The organism is Pseudomonas sp. KBN10P06128, from assembly GCF_037574945.1.
Classification (GTDB): domain Bacteria; phylum Pseudomonadota; class Gammaproteobacteria; order Pseudomonadales; family Pseudomonadaceae; genus Pseudomonas; species Pseudomonas aeruginosa.
Genome location: NZ_JBBELR010000001.1, coordinates 421958 through 441730, shown reverse-complemented (window position 1 = coordinate 441730; position 19773 = coordinate 421958). Strand labels below are relative to the sequence as shown.

The window sequence follows — 19773 nt, the reverse complement described above, 5'->3', positions numbered from 1 at the left end:
GTCCATTTCGTTGGCGTTTCAGAGCGGCTTGCTGACCATCAGTACCGCCACCGCGATGAAGCTGGCCGCACCGAGCAGGGCCATGACCAAGCCCACCTTGATCTCGCGCAGGGTCTGCTCGCCCAGCGCGGCCCCCGCCGTCTCGGCGGCGCCGGCCTGGTGCTGGACCCGCGCCAGGCGACCGGCGAGGACCAGCCAGAAGATGCAGCCGAGCAGATAGAGGCAGGCGCCGAACAGCAGCCAGCTCTGGCCCAACGGCCAGCCGGCCAGGTGCACCAGCCACCAGCCGCTGACCGGCAGGGCCAGCAGGCTGAGCCCCAGCAGCGGCCAGCCGATCAGGCGGACCCGCTTGAAACCGCGCGCGATCCGCGCCGCGTCGCCCGTCCGCCAGCTGCGCCAGGCGTAGAACGCCAGGCCGAGCAGGCCGCCGAACAGCAGCACGGTGGCGACTCCGTGGAGAATCTTGATCTGGAGAAAATGTTCCATCAGCGCATCCTTGTCCGTGTTCCCGGCCCGTTTGAGGGGCCGGGGGCGGGCTCAGTTCCCGAGGAAGGAGATCACCTGCCCGTGAAGCTTAGCAGCCCGTGTCGGCGAGCCGCCGCGGGTCAGCCGAGGAACAGCTGGTAGGCCGGGTTGGCGGTCTCGTCCCAGTACGGATAGCCGATCGCCTCCAGGGTCTGCGGGATCAGGTGGCGCTCGTCTTCCGGCACCTGCAACCCGGCCACCACCCGGCCGTCGGCCGCGCCATGGTTACGGTAGTGGAACATCGAGATGTTCCAGCGCCCGCCGAGCTTGGTGAGGAAGTTGAACAGCGCGCCGGGCCGCTCGGGGAATTCGAAGCGGAACACCATCTCGTCGCTGACTTTCACCGCATGACCGCCGACCATGTGGCGGATGTGCAGCTTGGCCAGTTCGTTGTCGGTCAGGTCGAGGACCGGGAAGCCCTTCTCGCGCAGATAGGCCACCAGCGCCTCGCGCGGGTCGTTTTCCGGGTGGGTCTGCACGCCGACGAAGATGTGCGCCTCGCTGCCGCTGTGGTAGCGATAGTTGAACTCGGTGATCTGGCGCTTGCCGACCGCCTCGCAGAAGGCCTTGAAGCTGCCCGGCCGCTCGGGAATGGTCACCGCGATGATCGCTTCGCGGCGCTCGCCCAGTTCGGCGCGTTCGGCGACATGCCGCAGGCGATCGAAGTTGACGTTGGCGCCGGAGTCGATCGCCACCAGGGTCTGCCCCTCGGCGCGCTCGCGCTCGACGTACTTCTTGATCCCGGCCACCGCCAGCGCGCCGGCCGGCTCGGTGATCGAGCGGGTGTCGTCGTAGATGTCCTTGATCGCCGCACAGATCTCGTCGGTGCTGACGGTGATCACTTCGTCGACGTGGTCCTTGCAGATGTCGAAGGTGTGCTGGCCGATCTGTGCCACCGCCACGCCGTCGGCGAACAGCCCGACCTGGCCCAGCACCACCCGCTCGCCGGCGGCCATGGCCGCCTGCAGGCAGTTCGACTCGTCCGGCTCGACGCCGATCACCTTGATCTCCGGACGCAGGTACTTGACGTAGGCGGCGATGCCGGCGACCAGTCCGCCACCGCCCACCGGGACGAAGATCGCATCGAGGCGGCCGGGCTGCTGGCGGAGGATCTCCATGGCCACGGTGCCCTGGCCGGCGATGGTGTCCGGATCGTCGTAGGGATGGACGAAGGTGTAGCCCTTCTCGTCGACCAGCTTCAGCGCGTGGGCCAGCGCCTCGGGGAAGGCGTCGCCGTGCAGCACCGCCTTGGCGCCGTGGGCGCGCACCGCCTGGACCTTGATCTCGGGGGTGGTCTTGGGCATCACGATGACCGCCCTGATCCCCTGCCGCTTGGCCGCCAGGGCCAGGCCCTGGGCGTGGTTGCCGGCCGAGGCGGCGATCACCCCGCGGGCCTTATCCTCCTCGGTGAGCTGCGCGACCTTGTTGTAGGCGCCGCGGATCTTGAAGGAAAACACCGGCTGCAGGTCCTCGCGCTTGAGCAGGACCTGGTTGCCGAGGCGTTCGGACAACTGGCGGGCGGGTTGCAGGGGCGTTTCCACCGCGACGTCGTAGACGCGCGAGGTGAGGATCTTCTTGACGTATTGTTCGAGCATCGGAGGCGGTTCGGCGGACTTCACGGAAGCCCGGAGTCTACTCCAGGCCCGCCGGGCGGACTACCGGCGCGCCGCAGGAAAACACCGCGACTGCCGGTCATCCGGGGCAAGACCGGAGGACGCCAGGCCGCTATAATTCGTCCCTTCGTATCGCAGCGGCACAGGACGTGCCGGAAACCCGCCGGGCCGCCCCGGCCGCGCGCACCCTCCGCCTGCGCCGCCGGGACGGCCGGCCAGGCAACCAGACAGGCACCCGGGATGAACCAGGATCAGCTCAAGCAGGCAGTGGCACAGGCCGCCGTCGACCACATTCTTCCGCACCTCGACAGCAAGAGCATCGTCGGCGTCGGCACAGGCTCCACCGCCAACTTCTTCATCGATGCCCTGGCCCGCCACAAGGCCGAGTTCGACGGCGCAGTGGCCAGTTCGGAGGCCACCGCCAAGCGCCTGAAGGAACATGGCATCCCGGTCTACGAGCTGAACACGGTCAGCGAGCTGGAGTTCTACGTCGACGGCGCCGACGAAAGCAACGAGCGCCTGGAGCTGATCAAGGGCGGCGGTGCCGCGCTGACCCGCGAGAAGATCGTCGCCGCGGTGGCCAAGACCTTCATCTGCATCGCCGATGCCAGCAAGCTGGTACCCATCCTCGGCCAGTTCCCGCTGCCGGTGGAGGTCATCCCGATGGCTCGCAGCCACGTCGCCCGCCAACTGGTGAAGCTCGGCGGCGATCCGGTCTACCGCGAAGGCGTGCTGACCGACAACGGCAATATCATCCTCGACGTGCACAACCTGCGCATCGACAGCCCGGTGGAACTGGAAGAGAAGATCAACGCCATCGTCGGCGTGGTCACCAACGGCCTGTTCGCCGCCCGCCCGGCCGACCTGCTGCTGCTCGGCACCGCCGACGGCGTCAAGACCCTCAAGGCCTGAGCCCGCTCGCCCCAGGCCGATGACCGGTGCGGGGCGACACTGCAACAAAAGTGGCTACGCTGTGTCTCAGCAGACGGCTGGTCCGTTGCGATCCGCCGCACCCCGTGAACAAGGAGCTAGACATGGCAGCCAAATTCCATCTGAAGAAAGCGAAAGACGGCCAGTTCCACTTCAACCTGCATGCCGCCAACGGCGAGATCATTCTCACCAGCGAACTGTACAAGGCCAAGGACTCGGCGCTCGGCGGCATCGAGTCGGTGCGCAAGAACTCCCAGCGCGACGGTGCCTTCGAGGTCAAGCCGGCCAACAACGGCAAGTTCCACTTCGTGCTCAAGGCCACCAATGGCCAGGTCGTCGGCCAGAGCCAGCTCTATGCCAGCCAGGCCAGCGCCGAAGCCGGCGTGCAGTCGGTGAAGCGCGCAGCGCCGGAAGCCGGCCTCAGCGACGAAAGCTGATCCAGCCCTGGCCGCCGTCGACGCCGGCGGCGGCTGCGGGCCTCAGGACAGCCATTCGATGGCGAACGGCTTGTGCCGGATGCGCAAGCGCCGCGCCTCCTGGCGCGCCTGCGGCGGCCGACGCTCCAGCGCCTCGACGCAGGCCTGCGGATCGTCCAGCGGCAATTCGCCGAGCACGTCCAGCGGCAACTCCCACCAGCGACTCGCCAGCAGTCGCTCGATCAGCTCCGGCGCGAAGCGATAGCGGAGCACCCGCGCCGGCGAACCCGCCACCACCGCGTAGGGCGGCACGTCGCGATTGACCAGCGATTGCGCGCCGATCACCGCGCCGGTGCCGATCTCCACCCCATCGAGGATCAGCGCGTCGCGCCCGATCCATACATCGTGGCCGATCCGCGCCGGGGTCGCTTCGCGCTCGGGCTGCAACGGCTTGCGCAACAGCTTCGGATTGGCGGTGAAGGCGTGGGTGCTCAGCCAGTGCATTGGATGCGAGCGGCGCGGCTGGCCGATCACCACCCCGGTGGCGATCGAGCAGAAGCGGCCGATGCTGGCCACCTCCAAGAACTCGCAGCCGCTGACCACGTCGGTATAGGCGCCGACCTCCAGTGCTGGCGAGTGGATCTTCGCCTTGCCCAGCTTCACGTTCGGCTCCAGCGTCACCTGCGTGCCGTCGCGCAGCGTCTCGACCCCGCTGGCCATGCGGCAACCGTGACGTGCCAGGGCCTTCTTCAGGCGACGGTTGAGCAGGGCTTCGCGGAAAATGTTCATGCGACGGGTATCCAGGAGATCGGCAGGGCGAGCACTGTAAATCGACCGCTCGCGGTTACCAAGCCCCGAAACGGGAAGTCACGCCCCAGTAGCGGCCATCGCCGGTAACACTACGTCCAGCACGAAGCTTCCTGCCCATCGCCAGGAGCGACGCTTCTTACAACCTGGCGACACCGCAGGTCGCCCAGGCGTCAATTCGTGCTCCAGGGACATGAAACGGTCCGCATCCTGCTTTCCGCGGCGCGAGCATCATTCGATGCACCATCGTACCGACACAGAGGAAAGTGCCGTGTTCAAACCATTAGCTGTCGCTGTAGGCCTGGGATGTGCTGCGCTGTCGTTGGGTGCCAACGCCTACCAATACGGGGAATACGCCGGGGAGACCCTGGAGCGCCTGATCACCGACTACCCGGGCCGCTATCGCGGCACCGCCAGCTTCGCCGGTGCCAGCGAACTGATGCAGTCGCGCCTGGGCTTCGGCTACCAGACCAGTCGCCAGGACTTCACCTGGGCCGGCAACCGCAGTTCGCAGAACGTCATCGCCTCGGCGCCCGGCAGCAGCGGGAAGTTCCTGGTACTCGGCGCGCACTACGACACCTACTACGGTCGCCCGACCCTGCAGGGCCTGGACGATAACGCCTCGGGCGCGGCGGTGCTCACCGAGATCGCCCGCAACCTCGGCGGCATCGCCCTGGAGAACGGCCTCGAGGTGGTCGGTTTCGGCGCCGAGGAGGAAGGCCTGCGCGGTTCGCGTGCCTACGTCGAGTCCCTCGACGCCAGCCAGCGCGCCAACCTGCAGGGAATGATCAACCTCGACAGCCTGGTCACCGGCGACAAGATGTACGCCCATGCCGGCTCCAACAGCGTGTCCAGCCCGGCCCTCGGCGCCTACCGCGAACAGATCCTGCGCATCGCCCGCGAGCTGGACATCCCGCTGTTCACCAACCCCGGCCTGAACGCCGAATACCCGGCGGGTACCGGCTGCTGCAGCGACGGCGAAAGCTTCAACGGGATGGACATCCCGGTGTTGTTCATCGAGGCGACCAACTGGGAACTGGGCGACCTGGACGGCTACGAGCAGACCGACAACCCGGCGATTCCCGGCGGCTCAACCTGGCACGACCCGGCCGAGGACAACAAGGAAGTACTGACCAACGCCCTCGGCCAGGAGCGCATCGAGCAACGCATGCGCGACTTTTCCCGCCTGCTGACGCGCCTGGTGCTGGAGCTGACCAACGCCGACCTGCTGGCCTCCACCGCCTCCGGCGGCGCCCTGGCGCGGCAGATGGAAGACCAGTTGCAGCGCCAGCACCAGGCACTGACCCGCCTGCACGACCGCCGCTGGCTGACCCTGCTCGGCAGCAACCGGCCGGTAGGCAGCTTCGACGGCGAGGTGGGCGCGGAGGGCGAGGTCTCGCCGGACAGCGGTTTCGACATGCCTGGCGATCCGGAGTCCAGGCGTGCCGGCGTGCATCTGCTCGGCGACTACCGCTACAGCGAGGCCCTGACCCTCGGCGGCAGCCTGGCCTTCCAGCGCAGCCGCGACAAGCTGGACCATGGCGGGCGCATCGAGGGCGACACCTGGCAGCTCGGCCTGTTCGGCCTGTACAACGACGGCGGTCCGGAATGGCTGGCCGGCGAGCTGAACCTCGGGCATACCCGCTACGACAGCAAGCGTTCGGTCTACCTCCAGGCCGCCGGCGGGCCGGTGCTGCTCGACCAGCGTCTGTCGGGCGACACCTCGGCCTGGCCCTGGGGCGCCCGGCTGGAAGGCGGCTATGACTTCAGCTTCGGCGAACTGCGGAGCGGGCCGCTGGCCGGTCTCGACTACATGCGCTACCGCATCGACGACTTCCGCGAGGACGAGGCCCTGCGTACCGCACTCGGCTACGAGAAGCAGGACTACGACTCGCTGGAGGCGAGCCTCGGATGGCGCCTGCGCGGCGAGCTGGCGCTGGGTGCGAGAATGCGCCTGCAACCCTACGCCAGCCTGCGCTGGGTCCGCGAGCTGGCGGACGGACGCCTGGAGGACATGGACCTGACCAGCCGCGGCGACGGGCGTGTCCGGGTCGCCGACATGGGCGGCGTGGACAAGGATTTCGGCCGCGCCCAGCTTGGCGCGCAACTGGCGATCACCGAGCAGCTCGGGGTCTTCGCCGAAGCCAACAGCCGCTTCGCCCACAGCGAAGGCAACCAGGCGGGCTATTCGCTCGGGGTGAACTGGCAGTTCTGAGCGGGCCAGGGGACGCTCCTGCCGTCCCCGCAGCCGCGTCAGGGCTGCGCCGGCTCGTCCTTGCTGAACACGTAGAACAGGTTCGGCTCGCTGACCAGGTAGAGCACGCCACGGTCGTCCATCGCCACGCCCTCGGCCTGCGGCACGCTGCGCTTCAGGCCGTGCATGCCGCGCAGCAGCGACAGGGTGCTGACCGGCTCGCCGTCGGTGTCCAGCTCGACTACCAGACGCGACTCGTCGGACAACGCCAGCAGGTGCCCGGTGCCCTCGTCGAACTGCAGGCTGGACAGGTCGCGGACGAACAGGCGCTTGTCGCGCCCGGGGTCGTCCACCACGTGCACGGCGAACGGTTTGTCCGCCTGGGTGTGGGGGAAACCGTGGATCTCGTAGATGCGCACCGGGTCGCGCTCCTTGGCGACGAACAGGCGCTTGCCCTCGGCGTCGTAGGCCAGCCCCTCGAAACCCTTGTTGCCGTTGAGGCCGATACCCAGCGAAAGCTGCTGGGCATCGGCAGCGTCGATGAAGCGCGTATCGTCCTCCAGGCGCACCTTGACCAGGCGTTGCTGGCGCTCGTCGGTGATCACGTAGACACCGCGGCTGATGTACTCGATGGCCTCGGCGTCGCCGAAGCCGGTCAGCGGGATGGTCCGCAGTACCTTGCCCTGCAAGGACAGCTCGATGATCTGCGCCGGCTGGTTGGTCACGGTGAACAGGGTGCGCCGGTCGGGATCGAAGGTCAGCGCGGAAACGTCGTCGTTCAACCCCTCGATGGGCTGCGCCTCGATCCGCACGCGGTAGTCCGGCAGCCATATCGAGCGCTCTTTCCAGGCATCGGCGTGACGCCACTCCTGGACAGCGAACCAGGCCCGGTCGAAGACGCGGAAGCTCTGGCCGAGAAGGACCAGCGCGGTCAGCGCGACCAGCAGGACGGCCAGCAGCAGACGGCGAGGCGTAAAAGCTCGGGACATGGAAAACGGCTCGGGAGTTTGGGCGTGGATAGTCATAGCATAGAGCCTGTACGCTGTATGGAAACGGGCTGCGCCCGACCTTTCCTACGCAAGCTACGGCTCCAGGCTGAAGCCAAGCTTAAAGTCAGCCAGCCGCCCGGGCGACTCGGACAGGTCCGAGTTTCCTGTCCGAAAGAGACGACAAGAGAGCATCCGCAGTCTTCTTCCAGCGCCACCAGATTGGCCTGTTCGATCCCTTATTGGCCGCATCTATCGTTCTGCGCCCGCGGCGCCCCGGTCATTATCGAACCGCAGCAGGTGAAGCGGGCCCCAGAAACCGCAAAACCTCAACAATAACAACTGCTTGACTGCATGGAATTCAGCATGACCAGCGCGATAGCCATCGAGCGGATCTGCATGGAATTCGGTACCCCCGGCCAAGGCCTGAAGGCCCTTGACGATGTGTCCCTGGATATCCACGCCAACGAATTCTTCACCCTCCTCGGCCCTTCCGGCTGCGGCAAGACCACCCTCCTCCGCCTCATCGCCGGTTTCGAACAACCCAGCTCCGGCAGCATCCGCCTCTATGGCGAACGCATGGAAGGCCTGCCGCCGTTCCGCCGCCCGGTCAACACGGTGTTCCAGAGTTATGCGCTGTTCCCGCACATGAGCGTCGCCGAGAACATCGGCTTCGGCCTGGAGATGCAGGGCCGCCCGCGCAGCGAGATCGACGCCACGGTGAGCCGCATGCTCGACCTGGTGAAGCTGCCGGAGGTCGGCAAGCGCCGCGCCGACCAGTTGTCCGGTGGCCAGCAGCAACGCATCGCCCTGGCCCGCGCGCTGGCCAGCCGGCCCAAGGTGCTGCTGCTCGACGAGTCGCTGTCGGCGCTGGACCTGAAGCTGCGCAAGGAAATGCAGATCGAGCTGAAGCGCCTGCAGCACGAGACCGGGATCACCTTCATCTTCGTCACCCACGACCAGGAGGAAGCGCTGACCATGTCCGACCGCATCGCGGTGATGAGCAAGGGCAAGGTGTTGCAGGTCGGCACACCCAGCGACATCTACGAGGCGCCGCTGAACCGGGCGGTCGCCGACTTCATCGGCGAAACCAACTTCCTCGAGGGCCAGGCCGACGCCGACGGCGTGCGCCTGGCGGACGGCCAGCGGCTGGCCGCGACGACCCCGGGCAGCGGCGCGGTGACCCTGGCGATCCGCCCGGAGCGCACCGAACTGGCCGCCGACGGCCAGTTGGAAGGCGTGCTGGAAAACGTCGTCTATGTCGGCACCGATACCGTCTACCACCTGAACGTGGCCGGCCAGCCGGGCTTCCGCGTGCGCCAGCAGAACCGCGACGGCGCACGCTGCCCGCACAGTCCGGGGGCGAAGGTGCGGGTGCGGGTTCCCGCCGCCGCCATCCGGGTGCTCGCCGAATGAGCGCCACCGGCCGACCTTCCGCGCAACAGTCGGCCGAACGCCGGCAACTGCGTCGGCGCCTGCTGCTGAGCAGCCCGGCGATGCTGATGCTGGTGCTGTTCCTGGTGATCCCGCTAGGCATCATGTTCGCCGTGTCGATCCAGCAGTCCGGCGACTACGGCGGGGTGAAGTGGGGCCAGCACAGCCTGGAGGCCTACCTCAATTTCCTCTGGGAACGCGACCTGGACGACAGCCTGGTGTTCAACGCCGACTACCTGGGCATCTTCCAGCGCTCGTTCTGGCTGTCGCTGCTGACCACCCTCGGCTGCCTGGCACTCGGCTTCCCCACCGCGCTGTACCTGGCGTTGCAGCCGGAACGCCGGCGCAACCTGCTGCTGTTCCTGGTCACCGTGCCGTTCTGGACCAACCTGCTGGTGCGGGTCTACGCCTGGATCCTGCTGCTGCGCAACGGCGGGCTGGTGGACGCCGGCCTGCAAGGCATCGGCCTGACCGACACCGGGCTGGGGCTGCTCTATACCGATAACGCGGTGATCATCGGCCTCCTTTATACCTACCTGCCGTTCATGGTGCTGCCGATCTACACCAGCCTGGAAAAGATGGACTGGCGCCTGGTGGAGGCGGCATTCGACCTCGGCGCCAACCGCTGGAAAGCGCTGCGCCGGGTGATCGTGCCGCTGGCGATGCCGGGGATAGTCGCCGGCTGCATCCTGGTATTCATCCCGGCCCTGGGCAGCTACATCATTCCGGAATTGCTCGGCGGCGGTAAGGCGCTGATGATCGGCAACCTGATCCAGCTGCAATTCGGTACCGCGCACAACTGGCCCTTCGGCGCCGCCCTTTCGTTCGCCCTGCTGGCCTTCGTCCTGCTGGCGATGCTGATCCACAACCTGCGCTTCCGGGCCAACGCCGGCGGAGGCCAGCCATGAACGGCCGCAATCCACTCTGGACCTTCAGCGGAGTGCGCCAGGCCGCCTGGCTGTTCTTCGCCTTCCTCTACATCCCGATCCTGGTGCTGGTAGCGCTCAGCTTCAACAGCGGCCAGTCGGCGACGCTCTGGGAGAGCTTCAGCCTGAAATGGTACGCGGTGGTGGCCAACGATCCGGAAATCCTCCGCGCGGCGAAGAACTCGCTGATCGTCGCCACCCTCGCCACCCTGGCCTCGACCGTCCTGGCCACCCTCGCCGCGCTGGGCATGCGTGGTCGCGCCTTCCGCGGACAGACCCTGATGAACGGCGTGCTCGGCCTGCCGCTGCTGGTGCCGGAGATCGTCACCGCGGTGGCGACCCTGATGTTCTTCTCCTTCATCGGCCTGAAGCTGTCGCTGTTCACCATCCTCATCGCCCACATCGTGTTCTGCATCCCCTTCGCCTACCTGCCGATCCGCGCCCGCCTGGAGGGCCTGGACCCGCGCCTGGCGGAGGCCGCCGCCGACCTCTACGCCTCGCCGTGGAAGGCCTTCTGGAAAATCACCCTGCCGCTGCTGATGCCCGGCGTGCTGTCCGGGGCGATGCTCGCGTTCATCATCTCGATGGACGATTTCGTCATCACCTATTTCGTCGCCGGCGCCGGCGCAACCACCCTGCCGGTGTACATCTTCAGCTCCATCCGCATGGGCATATCCCCGAAGATCAATGCGATTTCATCGATCATCCTCATGATTTCCATCGCCTTCGTCGCCCTGTCGTACTACCTCGGCCAACGCCGCCGCTGAGAATCTGCCTCCACGAAGAAAAAACAGAAGATCGCCAGGAGTCCACCATGACCTACCGCACACCGCTCACCCTGCTCTTCGCCGCCGGTCTAGCCCTGGGCGGCCAGGCTCGCGCCGAAGGCACCCTGCACTTCGCCAACTGGTCGGACTACTACCCGCCGGAGTTGCTGAAGAAGTTCGAGAAGGACACCGGGATCAAGGCCACCCTCGACGCCTACGACAGCAACGAGACGCTGCTGGCCAAGCTCAAGGCCGGTGGCGGCGCCTACGACGTGGTGGTGCCGTCGGACAGCTTCATAGAGATTTTCGTCAAGGAGGGGCTGCTGCAAAAGCTCGACAAGAGCCAGTTGCCGAGCCTGGGCAATCTGAAGGAAAACTTCCGGACCCTTGGCTTCGATCCCGGCCACGACTACAGCATTCCCTATCTCTGGGGCACCACCGGCTACAGCTACGATACGGCGAAGGTGCCGGGCGGCAGGCTGGAAGAAAGCTGGAAGCCGTTCTTCGAACCACCAGCCGAGCTGAAAGGCAAGGTGGTGGCGCTGAACTCCATCGAGGAACTGTTCATTCCCGCCACCTACTACCTCGGCATCGACGAATGCACCGAGGACGCCAGGGAAGCGCAGAAGGTCCTCGACCTGCTGCTCAGGCAAAAGCCGGCGCTGGCCATGTACAACAGCGACGGCACCATCGAGCGCATGGCCGCCGGCGAGGTCGCCATGCACCAGCAGTGGAACGGCGCCTTCCACCGCGCCCACGCCCAACGCGCCAGCCTCGAATACGTCTATCCGAAGGAAGGCATCCGGCTGTTCATCGACAACTTCGCGATTCCGCGCGACGCCAGCAACGTCAAGGAAGCCCACGTCTTCATCGACTGGATGATGCGCCCGGAGAACATCGCCGCCGCCTCCAACTTCGCCAAGTACAACAACGCCATCGTCGGCTCGGAGAAATTCATGGAGAAGGCACTGTTCGACGACCCGGCGATCAACACTCCGCAGGACAAGCTCGACCGCCTGAAGCCATTCAAGCTCTGCTCGCCGAAAGCCCTGGCGCTGCGCAGCAAGGTCTGGACCAAGCTTAAGAAATGATCGACGCGGCGCTGGCGGCCAGCTCGCGCCAGCGCTGGCCGGCCAGCCAGTTTGGCCATTTCGATCCCTTTTTGACCGTCTACAGGGTTCTCCCCGGCGAAACCGGATTGCTAGAGTCGAACCGCGCCCTCCTCGAGGGGTCGCCCGGAGCCGCGGAAACGGCGCCGGCAGAGCCCAAGGGAACCTCGCGACCGCGAGCTAGAAATCCAACAAGAACGCTTCCTGAGAACGCCATGAACACTATCGACGCCCCAACGCCCGTGCCCGCACACGCCGCGTGCCCTCTCGTCACTGCCATTTCCACCGACCCGGCGGAAACCCCAGCGGTTTTCCACTAGCCCGTCCATTCACCCGGCGCAGGAAAGGTCCGCCCAAGCGGCCGCCTGCGGGATCGATACGGCATTTCGCGAGGAGCGGAACATGGCCAGCGAACGCAACAACGGCATCCTCATCGGCGGCAAGCGCCCCGAGTACGTCCACAGCGCCCAGGGCACCGGCCTGCGGCGCATCCTCGGGCTTCCCGCCCTGGTCTTCTTCGGGCTGGTCTACATGGTTCCGCTGACCATGTTCACCACCTACGGGGTAGTCACCGAGATCACCGGCGGTCGTACCGCCAGCGCCTACCTGATCACCCTGGCGGCGATGCTCTTCACCGCCTTTTCCTACAGCTTCATGGTGAAGAAATATCCCATCGCCGGCTCGGCCTATTCCTATACCAGCCTCAGCTTCGGCCCCTGCGTCGGCTTCCTCGCCGGCTGGTCGCTGCTGCTCGACTACCTGTTCCTGCCGATGATCAACTACCTGCTCATCGGCCTGTTCCTCAACATCGCCTTCCCGATGGTGCCGGCCTGGGTCTTCGTGCTCACGGCGATCGGCCTGGTCACCGTACTCAACGTGATCGGCATCAGCTCGGTGGCCGGCATGAGCAACGTGATCGTCGGCGCCCAGTTCGTCTTCGCCGTGGTGTTCATCGCCATGGCGGTCAAGCACCTGGCCGGCATCCCCTCGCTGGACCTGAGCCTGCCCTTCGTCGGCGACGGCAGCCAGCCGGGCTTCGCCCCGTTGATGGCCGGCGCGGCGGTGCTGTGCCTGTCGTTCCTCGGCTTCGACGCGGTCTCGACCCTGGCCGAGGAAACCCGCGACCCGCAACGCGACATCCCGCGCGCCATCGTCATCACCACGGTCGGCGCCGGCCTGCTGTTCACCGTGCTGGCGGTCTTCAGCCAACTGGTGTTCCCCGGCAGCGTATTCCAGGACGCCGAGTCGGCGGCCAACGAAGTGATGCTGGCGGCCGGCGGCAAGTTCCTCGCCAGCTTCTTCACCGCCGCCTACGTCGCCGGCGCCGCCGGCTCGGCACTGGCCTCGCAGGCCTCGGTGTCGCGCATCCTCTACAGCATGGGCCGCGACGGCATCCTGCCGCGGCGCGTGTTCGGCAGCCTCTCGGAGCGCTTCAAGACGCCAGTGATCGCGATCCTGGTGGTCTCGGTGATTTCCCTGCTGGCGGTGGTCATCGACCTCACCACCCTGGCCTCGATGATCAGCTTCGGCGCGCTGGTGGCGTTCTCCGCGGTGAACCTGGCGGTGATCCGCAGCTACCTGCTGCTCGACGGCCGCCGCGCCCCGCGCGACCTGCTGCGCTACGGGCTGGTGCCGGCCATCGGCCTGGGCCTGACCCTGTGGCTGTGGACCAGCCTCTCGGCGCTGACCCTGGTGATCGGCCTGACCTGGTTCGCCGCCGGCCTCGCCTACCTGGCGTTGCATACCGGCGGTTTCCGCCGCAAGGCGCCGACCGTGACCTTCTCCGAACAGAACTGAGCCCGGGAGCCCGACATGCTGACCATCTACAGCGACGACCATCGCCTGCACCACGGCCGGCACGAACTGATCGGCGGCCAGTTCACCCCCTGCTTCGAAAAACCCAGCCGCGCCGACATGGTCCTCGACTGCGTGAAGGCCGTCGGCCTCGGCGAAGTCCGCGCACCGCGCGACTTCGGCCTGGAACCGATCCGCCGGGTGCACAGCGAGGGTTTCGTGCGTTTCCTGCAGAACGCCTGGCAGGACTGGCTGGCCACCGGCCGCAGCCACGACATGCTGCCGATCGCCTGGCCGACCCGGCGCCTGCGGCAGACGGAGCCGGACAACATCGACGGTCGCCTCGGCTACTACTCCTTCGACGCCGGCGCGCCGATCACCGCCGGGACCTGGCAGGCGATCACCAGTTCGGCCAACGTCGCTCTCAGCGGCCAGTCCGAACTCGCCAACGGCGCGCGCTCGGTATTTTCGCTCTGTCGCCCGCCGGGCCACCACGCCGCGGCCGACTACATGGGCGGCTATTGCTTCTTCAACAATGCCGCCATCGCCGCCCAGGCCTTCCTCGACCGGGGCGCCGGGCGGGTGGCAATCCTCGACGTCGACTACCACCATGGCAACGGCACCCAGGACATCTTCTACGACCGCGCCGATGTGCTGTTCACCTCGATCCACGGCGATCCGCGCTTCGAATACCCCTATTTCCTCGGCTACGCCGACGAGAAGGGCAACGGCGTCGGCACCGGCTACAACTTCAACTACCCACTGGCGGCCGGCAGCGACTGGGCGACCTGGAGCCAGGCGCTGCAGGCGGCGATCCGGCAGATCCAGGCCTATGCGGCGGACGTCCTGATCGTTTCCCTGGGGGTGGATACCTTCAAGGAGGACCCGATTTCCCAGTTCCGCCTGGACAGCCCCGACTACCTGCGCATGGGCGAAGCCATCGGCAAGCTCGGCCTGGCCACGCTGTTCGTGATGGAGGGAGGCTACGCGGTGGAGGAAATCGGGATCAACGCGGTGAACGTGCTACAGGGTTTCGAAGGGGTTCACCGGTAAGCCCACCCGCAACTTCGCCCGGTCGGAACGCGAAACGGCCCGCCTCCCGGAAGAGAGGCGGGCCGTTTCGATTCAGGGCCTTACTTGATCACTTCGACGAACTCGACGTCGATCTCGCGGCCGACCAGGTCGCGGTCGACTTCGCCGGTCAGCTTGACCCGGGTCTTGTCGTTGATTTCCATCGGCGGGAAGTCTTCGTCGTCGATCTCGACCTTCATGCTGCCGGTGGCGTCGCGGAACTCGTAGATGTCGCCCTTGATGCGCTTGACGATGGTGCCCTGGAGGACCACCGGGGTGTCGTCGGCAGCTTCCAGCGCGGCCTTCACCGTGGTGGTGGTCGGGGTAGCGCCCGGGCCGGTATAGCCGGCGGCCAGGGTGACGGTGGAGAACAGGCCGATGGCAGCGATGAGGGGCAGGTGACGAAGTTTCATGGGTAACGCCTCGTAGTTGGTTTCGATGGGTCCAGGCTACGAAGCCTTGCTGAAACCAGGCTTAATCGGCGCTTAAGCGAAGCTTAATCGGCATCGCTGGTGGCCAGGCGCTCGCCGCTCTTCTTGCGGAACACGTAGAACAGGTTCGGCTCGCTGACCATGTAGATGGTGCCCTCGTCGTCGATGGCCACCCCTTCGGCGCGCGGGATCTTGCTGTCCAGGCCGTTGAAGCCGCCGAGCAGGCTGATGAAGCTGACCGGCTCGCCCTTCTCGTCCAGCTCCAGCAGCAGATGCGATTCGGCCGACAGCACCAGCGTATGCCCGGTACGCGGGTCGACGCTGAGCGCCGAGACGTTGCGCATGTAAAGGTCGTCGCTCGGTAGCGCGGTCATCGCCCCGCTCAGGCTCGGCCCGCCGTCGCTCTTCCAGCTGAACAGGGTCATCGGATCGCGCTCCTTGCTCAGCAACAGACGCTGCTGGCGCGGATCCCAGGCAATGCCCTCGAAGCCCTTGTTCTTCTTGCCGATATTGCCCAGCGGGAATTCGGCCAGGCTCTTGGTGCTCAGCTCGGCGGTCTGCGGGTCGACATGGAAGATGGTCAGGGTATTGCGGCGCTCGTCGGTCACTGCGACGTTGCCGTTCTCCAGCACCGCCACGCCTTCGGGATTGCTCAGGCCGAGCAGCGGGATGGTGCGCAGCACGTCGCCGGTGAGCGACAGCTCCACCAGCAGCGGCCGCTTGCCGGTAACGGTGAACAGGGTCCTGGTTGCCGGGTTGTAGGCCAGGTCCGAGGTTTCGTCCTCTTCCAGGCCCTGCAACGGCTTGGCGTCGATCACCACCCGATAGCCCGGCAGCCAGATGCTTTCGTCGCGCAGCTGCTGGCTGGCCTGGCTTTCCTTCCACCACAGGCCGGCGCGATCGTCCCAATGCATGACGATGGTCAGCACCACGCCGACGAGCACGACGAACGCCGGCAGCAGCCAGCGGAAACGGGGAAGCTTGGAGGCAAGGGACATGGGCGAGGCTCGACTGTTTGGCCAGGTGTTTTCTTGGGCGTCGCCATGAAAGGGCATTGCCCCCAGCCTGTCAATCGAAGCGTCGGCCAGCCGACCGACAGTCGCTTCCGCTGCCGGCGCTAGGGAAGTCGGCCGCCCCCGGCGGCCGCAGCGGTTCAGAGCACGCGGGTCTCGAAACGGCTGGCGCCCGGCAATTCGAGCAGCAACTCGTCGCCGCTGTTCAGCGGCCCGACCCCGGACGGCGTGCCGGTCAGCACCACATCGCCGGCCTGTAGCGAGAAATGCCCGGCGATGTGCTGGATCAGCGGCACGATCGGATTGAGCATGTCGCGGCTGTTGCCGTCCTGGCGCACCTCGCCGTTGATGGTCAGGCGGATGCCGATGTCGGTCGGGTCGGGAAACTGGTCGGCGTTCACGAACGGCGACAGCACGCCGGCGCCATCGAAGCTCTTTGCCAGCTCCCAGGGCAGGCCCTTTTCCTTCAGTTTCGCCTGGACCTCGCGCAAGGTCAGGTCCAGCGCCGGCGCATAGCCGGAGATCGCGTCGAGGACCTCCTCGCGGCTCGGCTTGCGCGACAGCGGCTTGCCGATCAGCACGGCGATTTCCGCCTCGTAGTGTACCGAGCCGCGCTCCTGCGGCAGGCTCAGCCCGCCGCTCACCGGCACCACGCAGGAGCCGGGCTTGATGAACAGCAGCGGCTCGGTGGGAACCGGGTTGTTCAGTTCCTTGGCATGCTCGGCGTAGTTGCGCCCGACGCAGACCAGCTTGCCCAGGGGGAAGTGGATCGGGGTGCCGTCGATATATTGATGCTGGTAACTCATTTACCGACTCCTGAACGGGTGGAAAGGCATCCGTGGCGCCCGCCACAGACGAGAAGGGCCGGATGACCGGCCCTCTGCGTTGCGAAACCTGCTACTCGGCGAAGATCTTGCCGGGATTCATGATCCCGTTGGGGTCGAACACCGCCTTCAGTGCCTTCATATAGGCAATTTCGGTTTCCGAGCGGGTGTAGGTCAAGTAGTCGCGCTTGGTCATGCCCACGCCATGCTCGGCGGAAATCGAGCCGTTGTACTTCTCGACGGTCTCGAACACCCACTTGTTGACGGTCGCGCACCTGGCGAAGAACTCGTCCTTGCCGAGGTTTTCCGGCTTGAGGATGTTCAGGTGCAGGTTGCCGTCGCCGATGTGGCCGAACCACACCACCTCGAAGTCCGGGTAGTTGGCCTCGACGATGGCGTCGATGTCCTTGAGGAAGGCGGGCACCCGGGAAACCGTGACCGAGATGTCGTTCTTGTACGGCGTCCAGTGGGAGATGGTCTCGGAGATGTACTCGCGCAGCTTCCACAGGTTCTGCAACTGCTGCTCGCTCTGGCTCATCACCCCGTCCAGCACCCAGCCCTGCTCGACGCAGTGCTCGAAGGTGGCCAGCGCCTCGTTGGCGACTTCCTCGGTGGTCGCCTCGAACTCCAGCAGGGCGTAGAACGGGCAGTCGGTTTCGAACGCCCGTGGTACATCGCCACGGGCCAGGACCTTGGCCAGGGCCTTGTCGGAGAAGAACTCGAAGGCGGTCAGGTCGAGCTTGCTCTGGAAGGCATGCAGCACCGGCATGATCGAGTCGAAGTCGGGCGTGCCGAGGACCATAGCGGTGAGGTTCTTCGGCGTGCGCTCCAGGCGCATGGTCGCCTCGACCACGAAGCCCAGGGTACCTTCGGCGCCGATGAACAGCTGGCGCATGTCGTAGCCGGTGGCGTTCTTGATCAGGTCCTTGTTCAGCTCGAGCAGGTCGCCCTTGCCGGTGACGACCTTCATCCCGGCCACCCAGTTACGGGTCATGCCGTAGCGAATGACCTTGATCCCGCCGGCATTGGTGCCGATATTGCCGCCGATCTGGCTGGAACCGGAAGAAGCGAAGTCAACCGGGTAGTACAGGCCGTTTTCCTCGGCGAAGGTCTGCAGTTGCTTGGTAACCACGCCGGGCTGGCAGACCACGGTGCGGTCGAAGGCATTGAAGTCGAGGATCCGGTTCATGTAGTCGAAGGCCACCACGACTTCGCCGTTGGCCGCCACGGCCGCGGCGGAGAGCCCGGTACGGCCGCCCGACGGGACCAGACCGACCTTGTGCTGGTTGGCCCAGCGGACGATCGCCTGGACCTGCTCGACGCTCTTGGGGAACACGATGGCCAGCGGCGCAGGGGCGAAATGCTTGGTCCAGTCCTTGCCGTAGGCGTCCAGGGAGGCGGCGTCGTCGAGCAGCTTGCCAGGCTCGACCAGGGGCTTGAGCGATTCGATCAGGGCTTCGCGGGTCATTCGGGAACTCTCAAATGATTCATGGTCGCCCTGAGAACAACTCAGGTCGCAACCGGGCAAGGAAAAGGGAGAACATGCTAGCATACGCCCCCCGCGCTTAGTGCCTCTGGGCGCCGAGTTGCGGGTGCCGGCCAGCGCCGGCCGGACCCGCTTCGCGCAGTTCGCTTTCCAGCCACTTCCTCCGGGACAACAGGTTTACGCAGATGAGCAAGACCTCTCTCGACAAGAGCAAGATCAAGTTCCTTCTTCTCGAAGGTGTCCACCAGAACGCCGTGGACACGCTGAAGGCCGCCGGCTACACCAACATCGAGTACCTCAAGACCGCGCTTTCCGGCGATGAGCTGAAGGAAAGGATCGCCGATGCGCACTTCATCGGCATTCGCTCCCGCACCCAGCTGACCGAAGAGGTCTTCGACTGCGCGAAGAAACTGATCGCGGTCGGCTGCTTCTGCATCGGCACCAACCAGGTCGACCTCAACGCCGCTCGCGAACGCGGTATCGCCGTGTTCAACGCGCCCTACTCGAACACCCGCTCTGTGGCTGAGCTGGTACTGGCCGAGGCGATCCTGCTGCTGCGCGGCATCCCGGAAAAGAACGCTTCCTGCCATCGCGGCGGCTGGATCAAGAGCGCGGCGAACTCCTTCGAGATCCGTGGCAAGAAGCTCGGCATCGTCGGCTACGGTTCGATCGGCACCCAGCTCTCGGTACTCGCCGAGGCCCTGGGCATGCAGGTGTTCTTCTACGACACCGTGACCAAGCTGCCGCTGGGCAACGCGGTGCAGATCGGCAGCCTGCACGAGCTGCTGGGCATGTCCGACATCGTCTCGCTGCACGTTCCCGAACTGCCCTCCACCCAGTGGATGATCGGCGAGAAGGAAATCCGCGCGATGAAGAAGGGCGGCATCCTGATCAACGCCGCGCGCGGCACCGTGGTCGAGCTGGACCACCTGGCCGCCGCGATCAAGGATGAGCACCTGATCGGCGCCGCCATCGACGTGTTCCCGGTCGAGCCGAAATCCAACGACGAGGAATTCGCCAGCCCGCTGCGTGGCCTGGACCGGGTGATCCTGACCCCGCACATCGGCGGCTCCACCGCCGAGGCACAGGCCAACATCGGCCTGGAAGTGGCGGAGAAGCTGGTCAAGTACAGCGACAACGGCACCTCGGTGTCCTCGGTCAACTTCCCCGAAGTGGCCCTGCCGTCGCACCCGGGCAAGCACCGCCTGCTGCACATCCACGCCAACATCCCCGGCGTGATGAGCGAGATCAACAAGGTCTTCGCCGACAACGGCATCAACGTTTCCGGCCAGTACCTGCAAACCAACGATAAGGTCGGCTACGTGGTGATCGACGTCGACGCCGAGTACTCCGACCTGGCCCTGGAGAAACTCCAGCAGGTCAACGGCACCATCCGTAGCCGCGTGCTGTTCTAAGGCAGCGTCCGGCGGAAAGGAAAAAGGAGGCC

General features: G+C 66.0%; 18 protein-coding genes. 10 read left to right on the top strand and 8 right to left on the bottom strand.

The features are described 5' to 3' along the window. Positions 1–18: 18 nt before the first annotated feature. Both VQ065_RS01990 and ilvA read right to left on the bottom strand, forming a co-directional pair. The gene (locus VQ065_RS01990; RefSeq protein WP_003084389.1) at positions 19–486 is read right to left on the bottom strand and encodes a DUF2269 domain-containing protein; all 468 of its coding nucleotides are present in this window, start codon (positions 484–486) and stop codon (positions 19–21) included. A gap of 119 nt (positions 487–605) precedes the next feature. Further along, positions 606–2144 carry a threonine ammonia-lyase, biosynthetic gene (gene ilvA / locus VQ065_RS01985; protein WP_071534610.1) on the bottom strand — a complete coding sequence of 513 codons (1539 nt, stop codon included), beginning with the start codon at positions 2142–2144 and terminating at the stop codon, positions 606–608. Between the two features lie 234 nt (positions 2145–2378). Between ilvA and rpiA the strand changes: the two genes are divergently transcribed. Together rpiA and VQ065_RS01975 are read left to right on the top strand one after the other, a co-directional pair. Next, positions 2379–3050, top strand: coding sequence for a ribose-5-phosphate isomerase RpiA (gene rpiA, locus VQ065_RS01980; RefSeq protein ID WP_003084386.1), 672 nt, complete (start codon positions 2379–2381; stop codon positions 3048–3050). Between the two features lie 122 nt (positions 3051–3172). Beyond that, positions 3173–3505 carry a YegP family protein gene (locus tag VQ065_RS01975; protein ID WP_003084383.1) on the top strand — a complete coding sequence of 111 codons (333 nt, stop codon included), beginning with the start codon at positions 3173–3175 and terminating at the stop codon, positions 3503–3505. A 42-nt stretch (positions 3506–3547) separates the two neighbouring features. Here the strand turns inward: VQ065_RS01975 and VQ065_RS01970 are convergent, their stop codons facing one another. Then, the gene (locus VQ065_RS01970) at positions 3548–4273 is read right to left on the bottom strand and encodes a CatB-related O-acetyltransferase (RefSeq protein WP_003084381.1); all 726 of its coding nucleotides are present in this window, start codon (positions 4271–4273) and stop codon (positions 3548–3550) included. A 289-nt stretch (positions 4274–4562) separates the two neighbouring features. Between VQ065_RS01970 and VQ065_RS01965 the strand changes: the two genes are divergently transcribed. Then, the gene (locus VQ065_RS01965) at positions 4563–6506 is read left to right on the top strand and encodes an autotransporter outer membrane beta-barrel domain-containing protein (protein WP_003084377.1); all 1944 of its coding nucleotides are present in this window, start codon (positions 4563–4565) and stop codon (positions 6504–6506) included. Positions 6507–6544: 38 nt separating this feature from the next. Here VQ065_RS01965 and VQ065_RS01960 read toward each other — a convergent pair whose 3' ends face one another. Then, positions 6545–7510, bottom strand: a complete 966-nt coding sequence (locus VQ065_RS01960; RefSeq protein ID WP_004364984.1) for an SdiA-regulated domain-containing protein — start codon at positions 7508–7510, stop codon at positions 6545–6547. A gap of 327 nt (positions 7511–7837) precedes the next feature. Between VQ065_RS01960 and VQ065_RS01955 the strand changes: the two genes are divergently transcribed. From VQ065_RS01955 to aphB, 6 genes are all read left to right on the top strand, one after another. Further along, complete coding sequence (locus VQ065_RS01955; RefSeq protein ID WP_003084371.1) at positions 7838–8887, top strand: ABC transporter ATP-binding protein; 1050 nt, start codon at positions 7838–7840, stop codon at positions 8885–8887. Continuing rightward, positions 8884–9813 (top strand): ABC transporter permease, encoded by a 930-nt coding sequence (locus tag VQ065_RS01950; protein ID WP_003084369.1) that lies wholly within the window; start codon positions 8884–8886, stop codon positions 9811–9813. The genes VQ065_RS01955 and VQ065_RS01950 overlap by 4 nt, the downstream gene beginning before the upstream one ends. Continuing rightward, on the top strand, positions 9810–10598 hold the full coding sequence (locus VQ065_RS01945) for an ABC transporter permease (RefSeq protein WP_003084366.1): 789 nt from the start codon (positions 9810–9812) through the stop codon (positions 10596–10598). Before VQ065_RS01950 ends, VQ065_RS01945 begins: the two co-directional genes overlap by 4 nt. Before the next feature lie 47 nt (positions 10599–10645). Next, the gene (locus tag VQ065_RS01940; RefSeq protein ID WP_003084365.1) at positions 10646–11689 is read left to right on the top strand and encodes an ABC transporter substrate-binding protein; all 1044 of its coding nucleotides are present in this window, start codon (positions 10646–10648) and stop codon (positions 11687–11689) included. A gap of 420 nt (positions 11690–12109) precedes the next feature. Then, the gene (locus VQ065_RS01935) at positions 12110–13504 is read left to right on the top strand and encodes an APC family permease (RefSeq protein ID WP_003084361.1); all 1395 of its coding nucleotides are present in this window, start codon (positions 12110–12112) and stop codon (positions 13502–13504) included. 15 nt (positions 13505–13519) lie between these two features. Then, entirely contained in the window at positions 13520–14554 is a 1035-nt protein-coding gene (gene aphB, locus VQ065_RS01930) for an acetylpolyamine amidohydrolase AphB (protein ID WP_003084359.1), read from the top strand. 80 nt (positions 14555–14634) lie between these two features. On the opposite strand, the gene VQ065_RS01925 is transcribed toward aphB, so the two are convergent. The 4 genes from VQ065_RS01925 to VQ065_RS01910 all read right to left on the bottom strand — a co-directional run bounded on the left by VQ065_RS01925 (position 14635) and on the right by VQ065_RS01910 (position 18308). Then, a complete protein-coding gene (locus VQ065_RS01925) occupies positions 14635–14985 on the bottom strand; it encodes a NirD/YgiW/YdeI family stress tolerance protein (RefSeq protein ID WP_003084357.1) in 351 nt (116 codons plus the stop codon). 83 nt (positions 14986–15068) lie between these two features. Further along, on the bottom strand, positions 15069–16058 hold the full coding sequence (locus VQ065_RS01920) for an SdiA-regulated domain-containing protein (RefSeq protein ID WP_023656935.1): 990 nt from the start codon (positions 16056–16058) through the stop codon (positions 15069–15071). Positions 16059–16156: 98 nt separating this feature from the next. Then, positions 16157–16822 (bottom strand): fumarylacetoacetate hydrolase family protein, encoded by a 666-nt coding sequence (locus VQ065_RS01915; protein ID WP_003084353.1) that lies wholly within the window; start codon positions 16820–16822, stop codon positions 16157–16159. 91 nt (positions 16823–16913) lie between these two features. After that, a complete protein-coding gene (locus VQ065_RS01910) occupies positions 16914–18308 on the bottom strand; it encodes an FAD-binding oxidoreductase (RefSeq protein ID WP_003084351.1) in 1395 nt (464 codons plus the stop codon). 203 nt (positions 18309–18511) lie between these two features. Between VQ065_RS01910 and serA the strand changes: the two genes are divergently transcribed. Beyond that, positions 18512–19741 carry a phosphoglycerate dehydrogenase gene (gene serA, locus VQ065_RS01905; RefSeq protein ID WP_003084348.1) on the top strand — a complete coding sequence of 410 codons (1230 nt, stop codon included), beginning with the start codon at positions 18512–18514 and terminating at the stop codon, positions 19739–19741. Positions 19742–19773 lie beyond the last annotated feature (32 nt).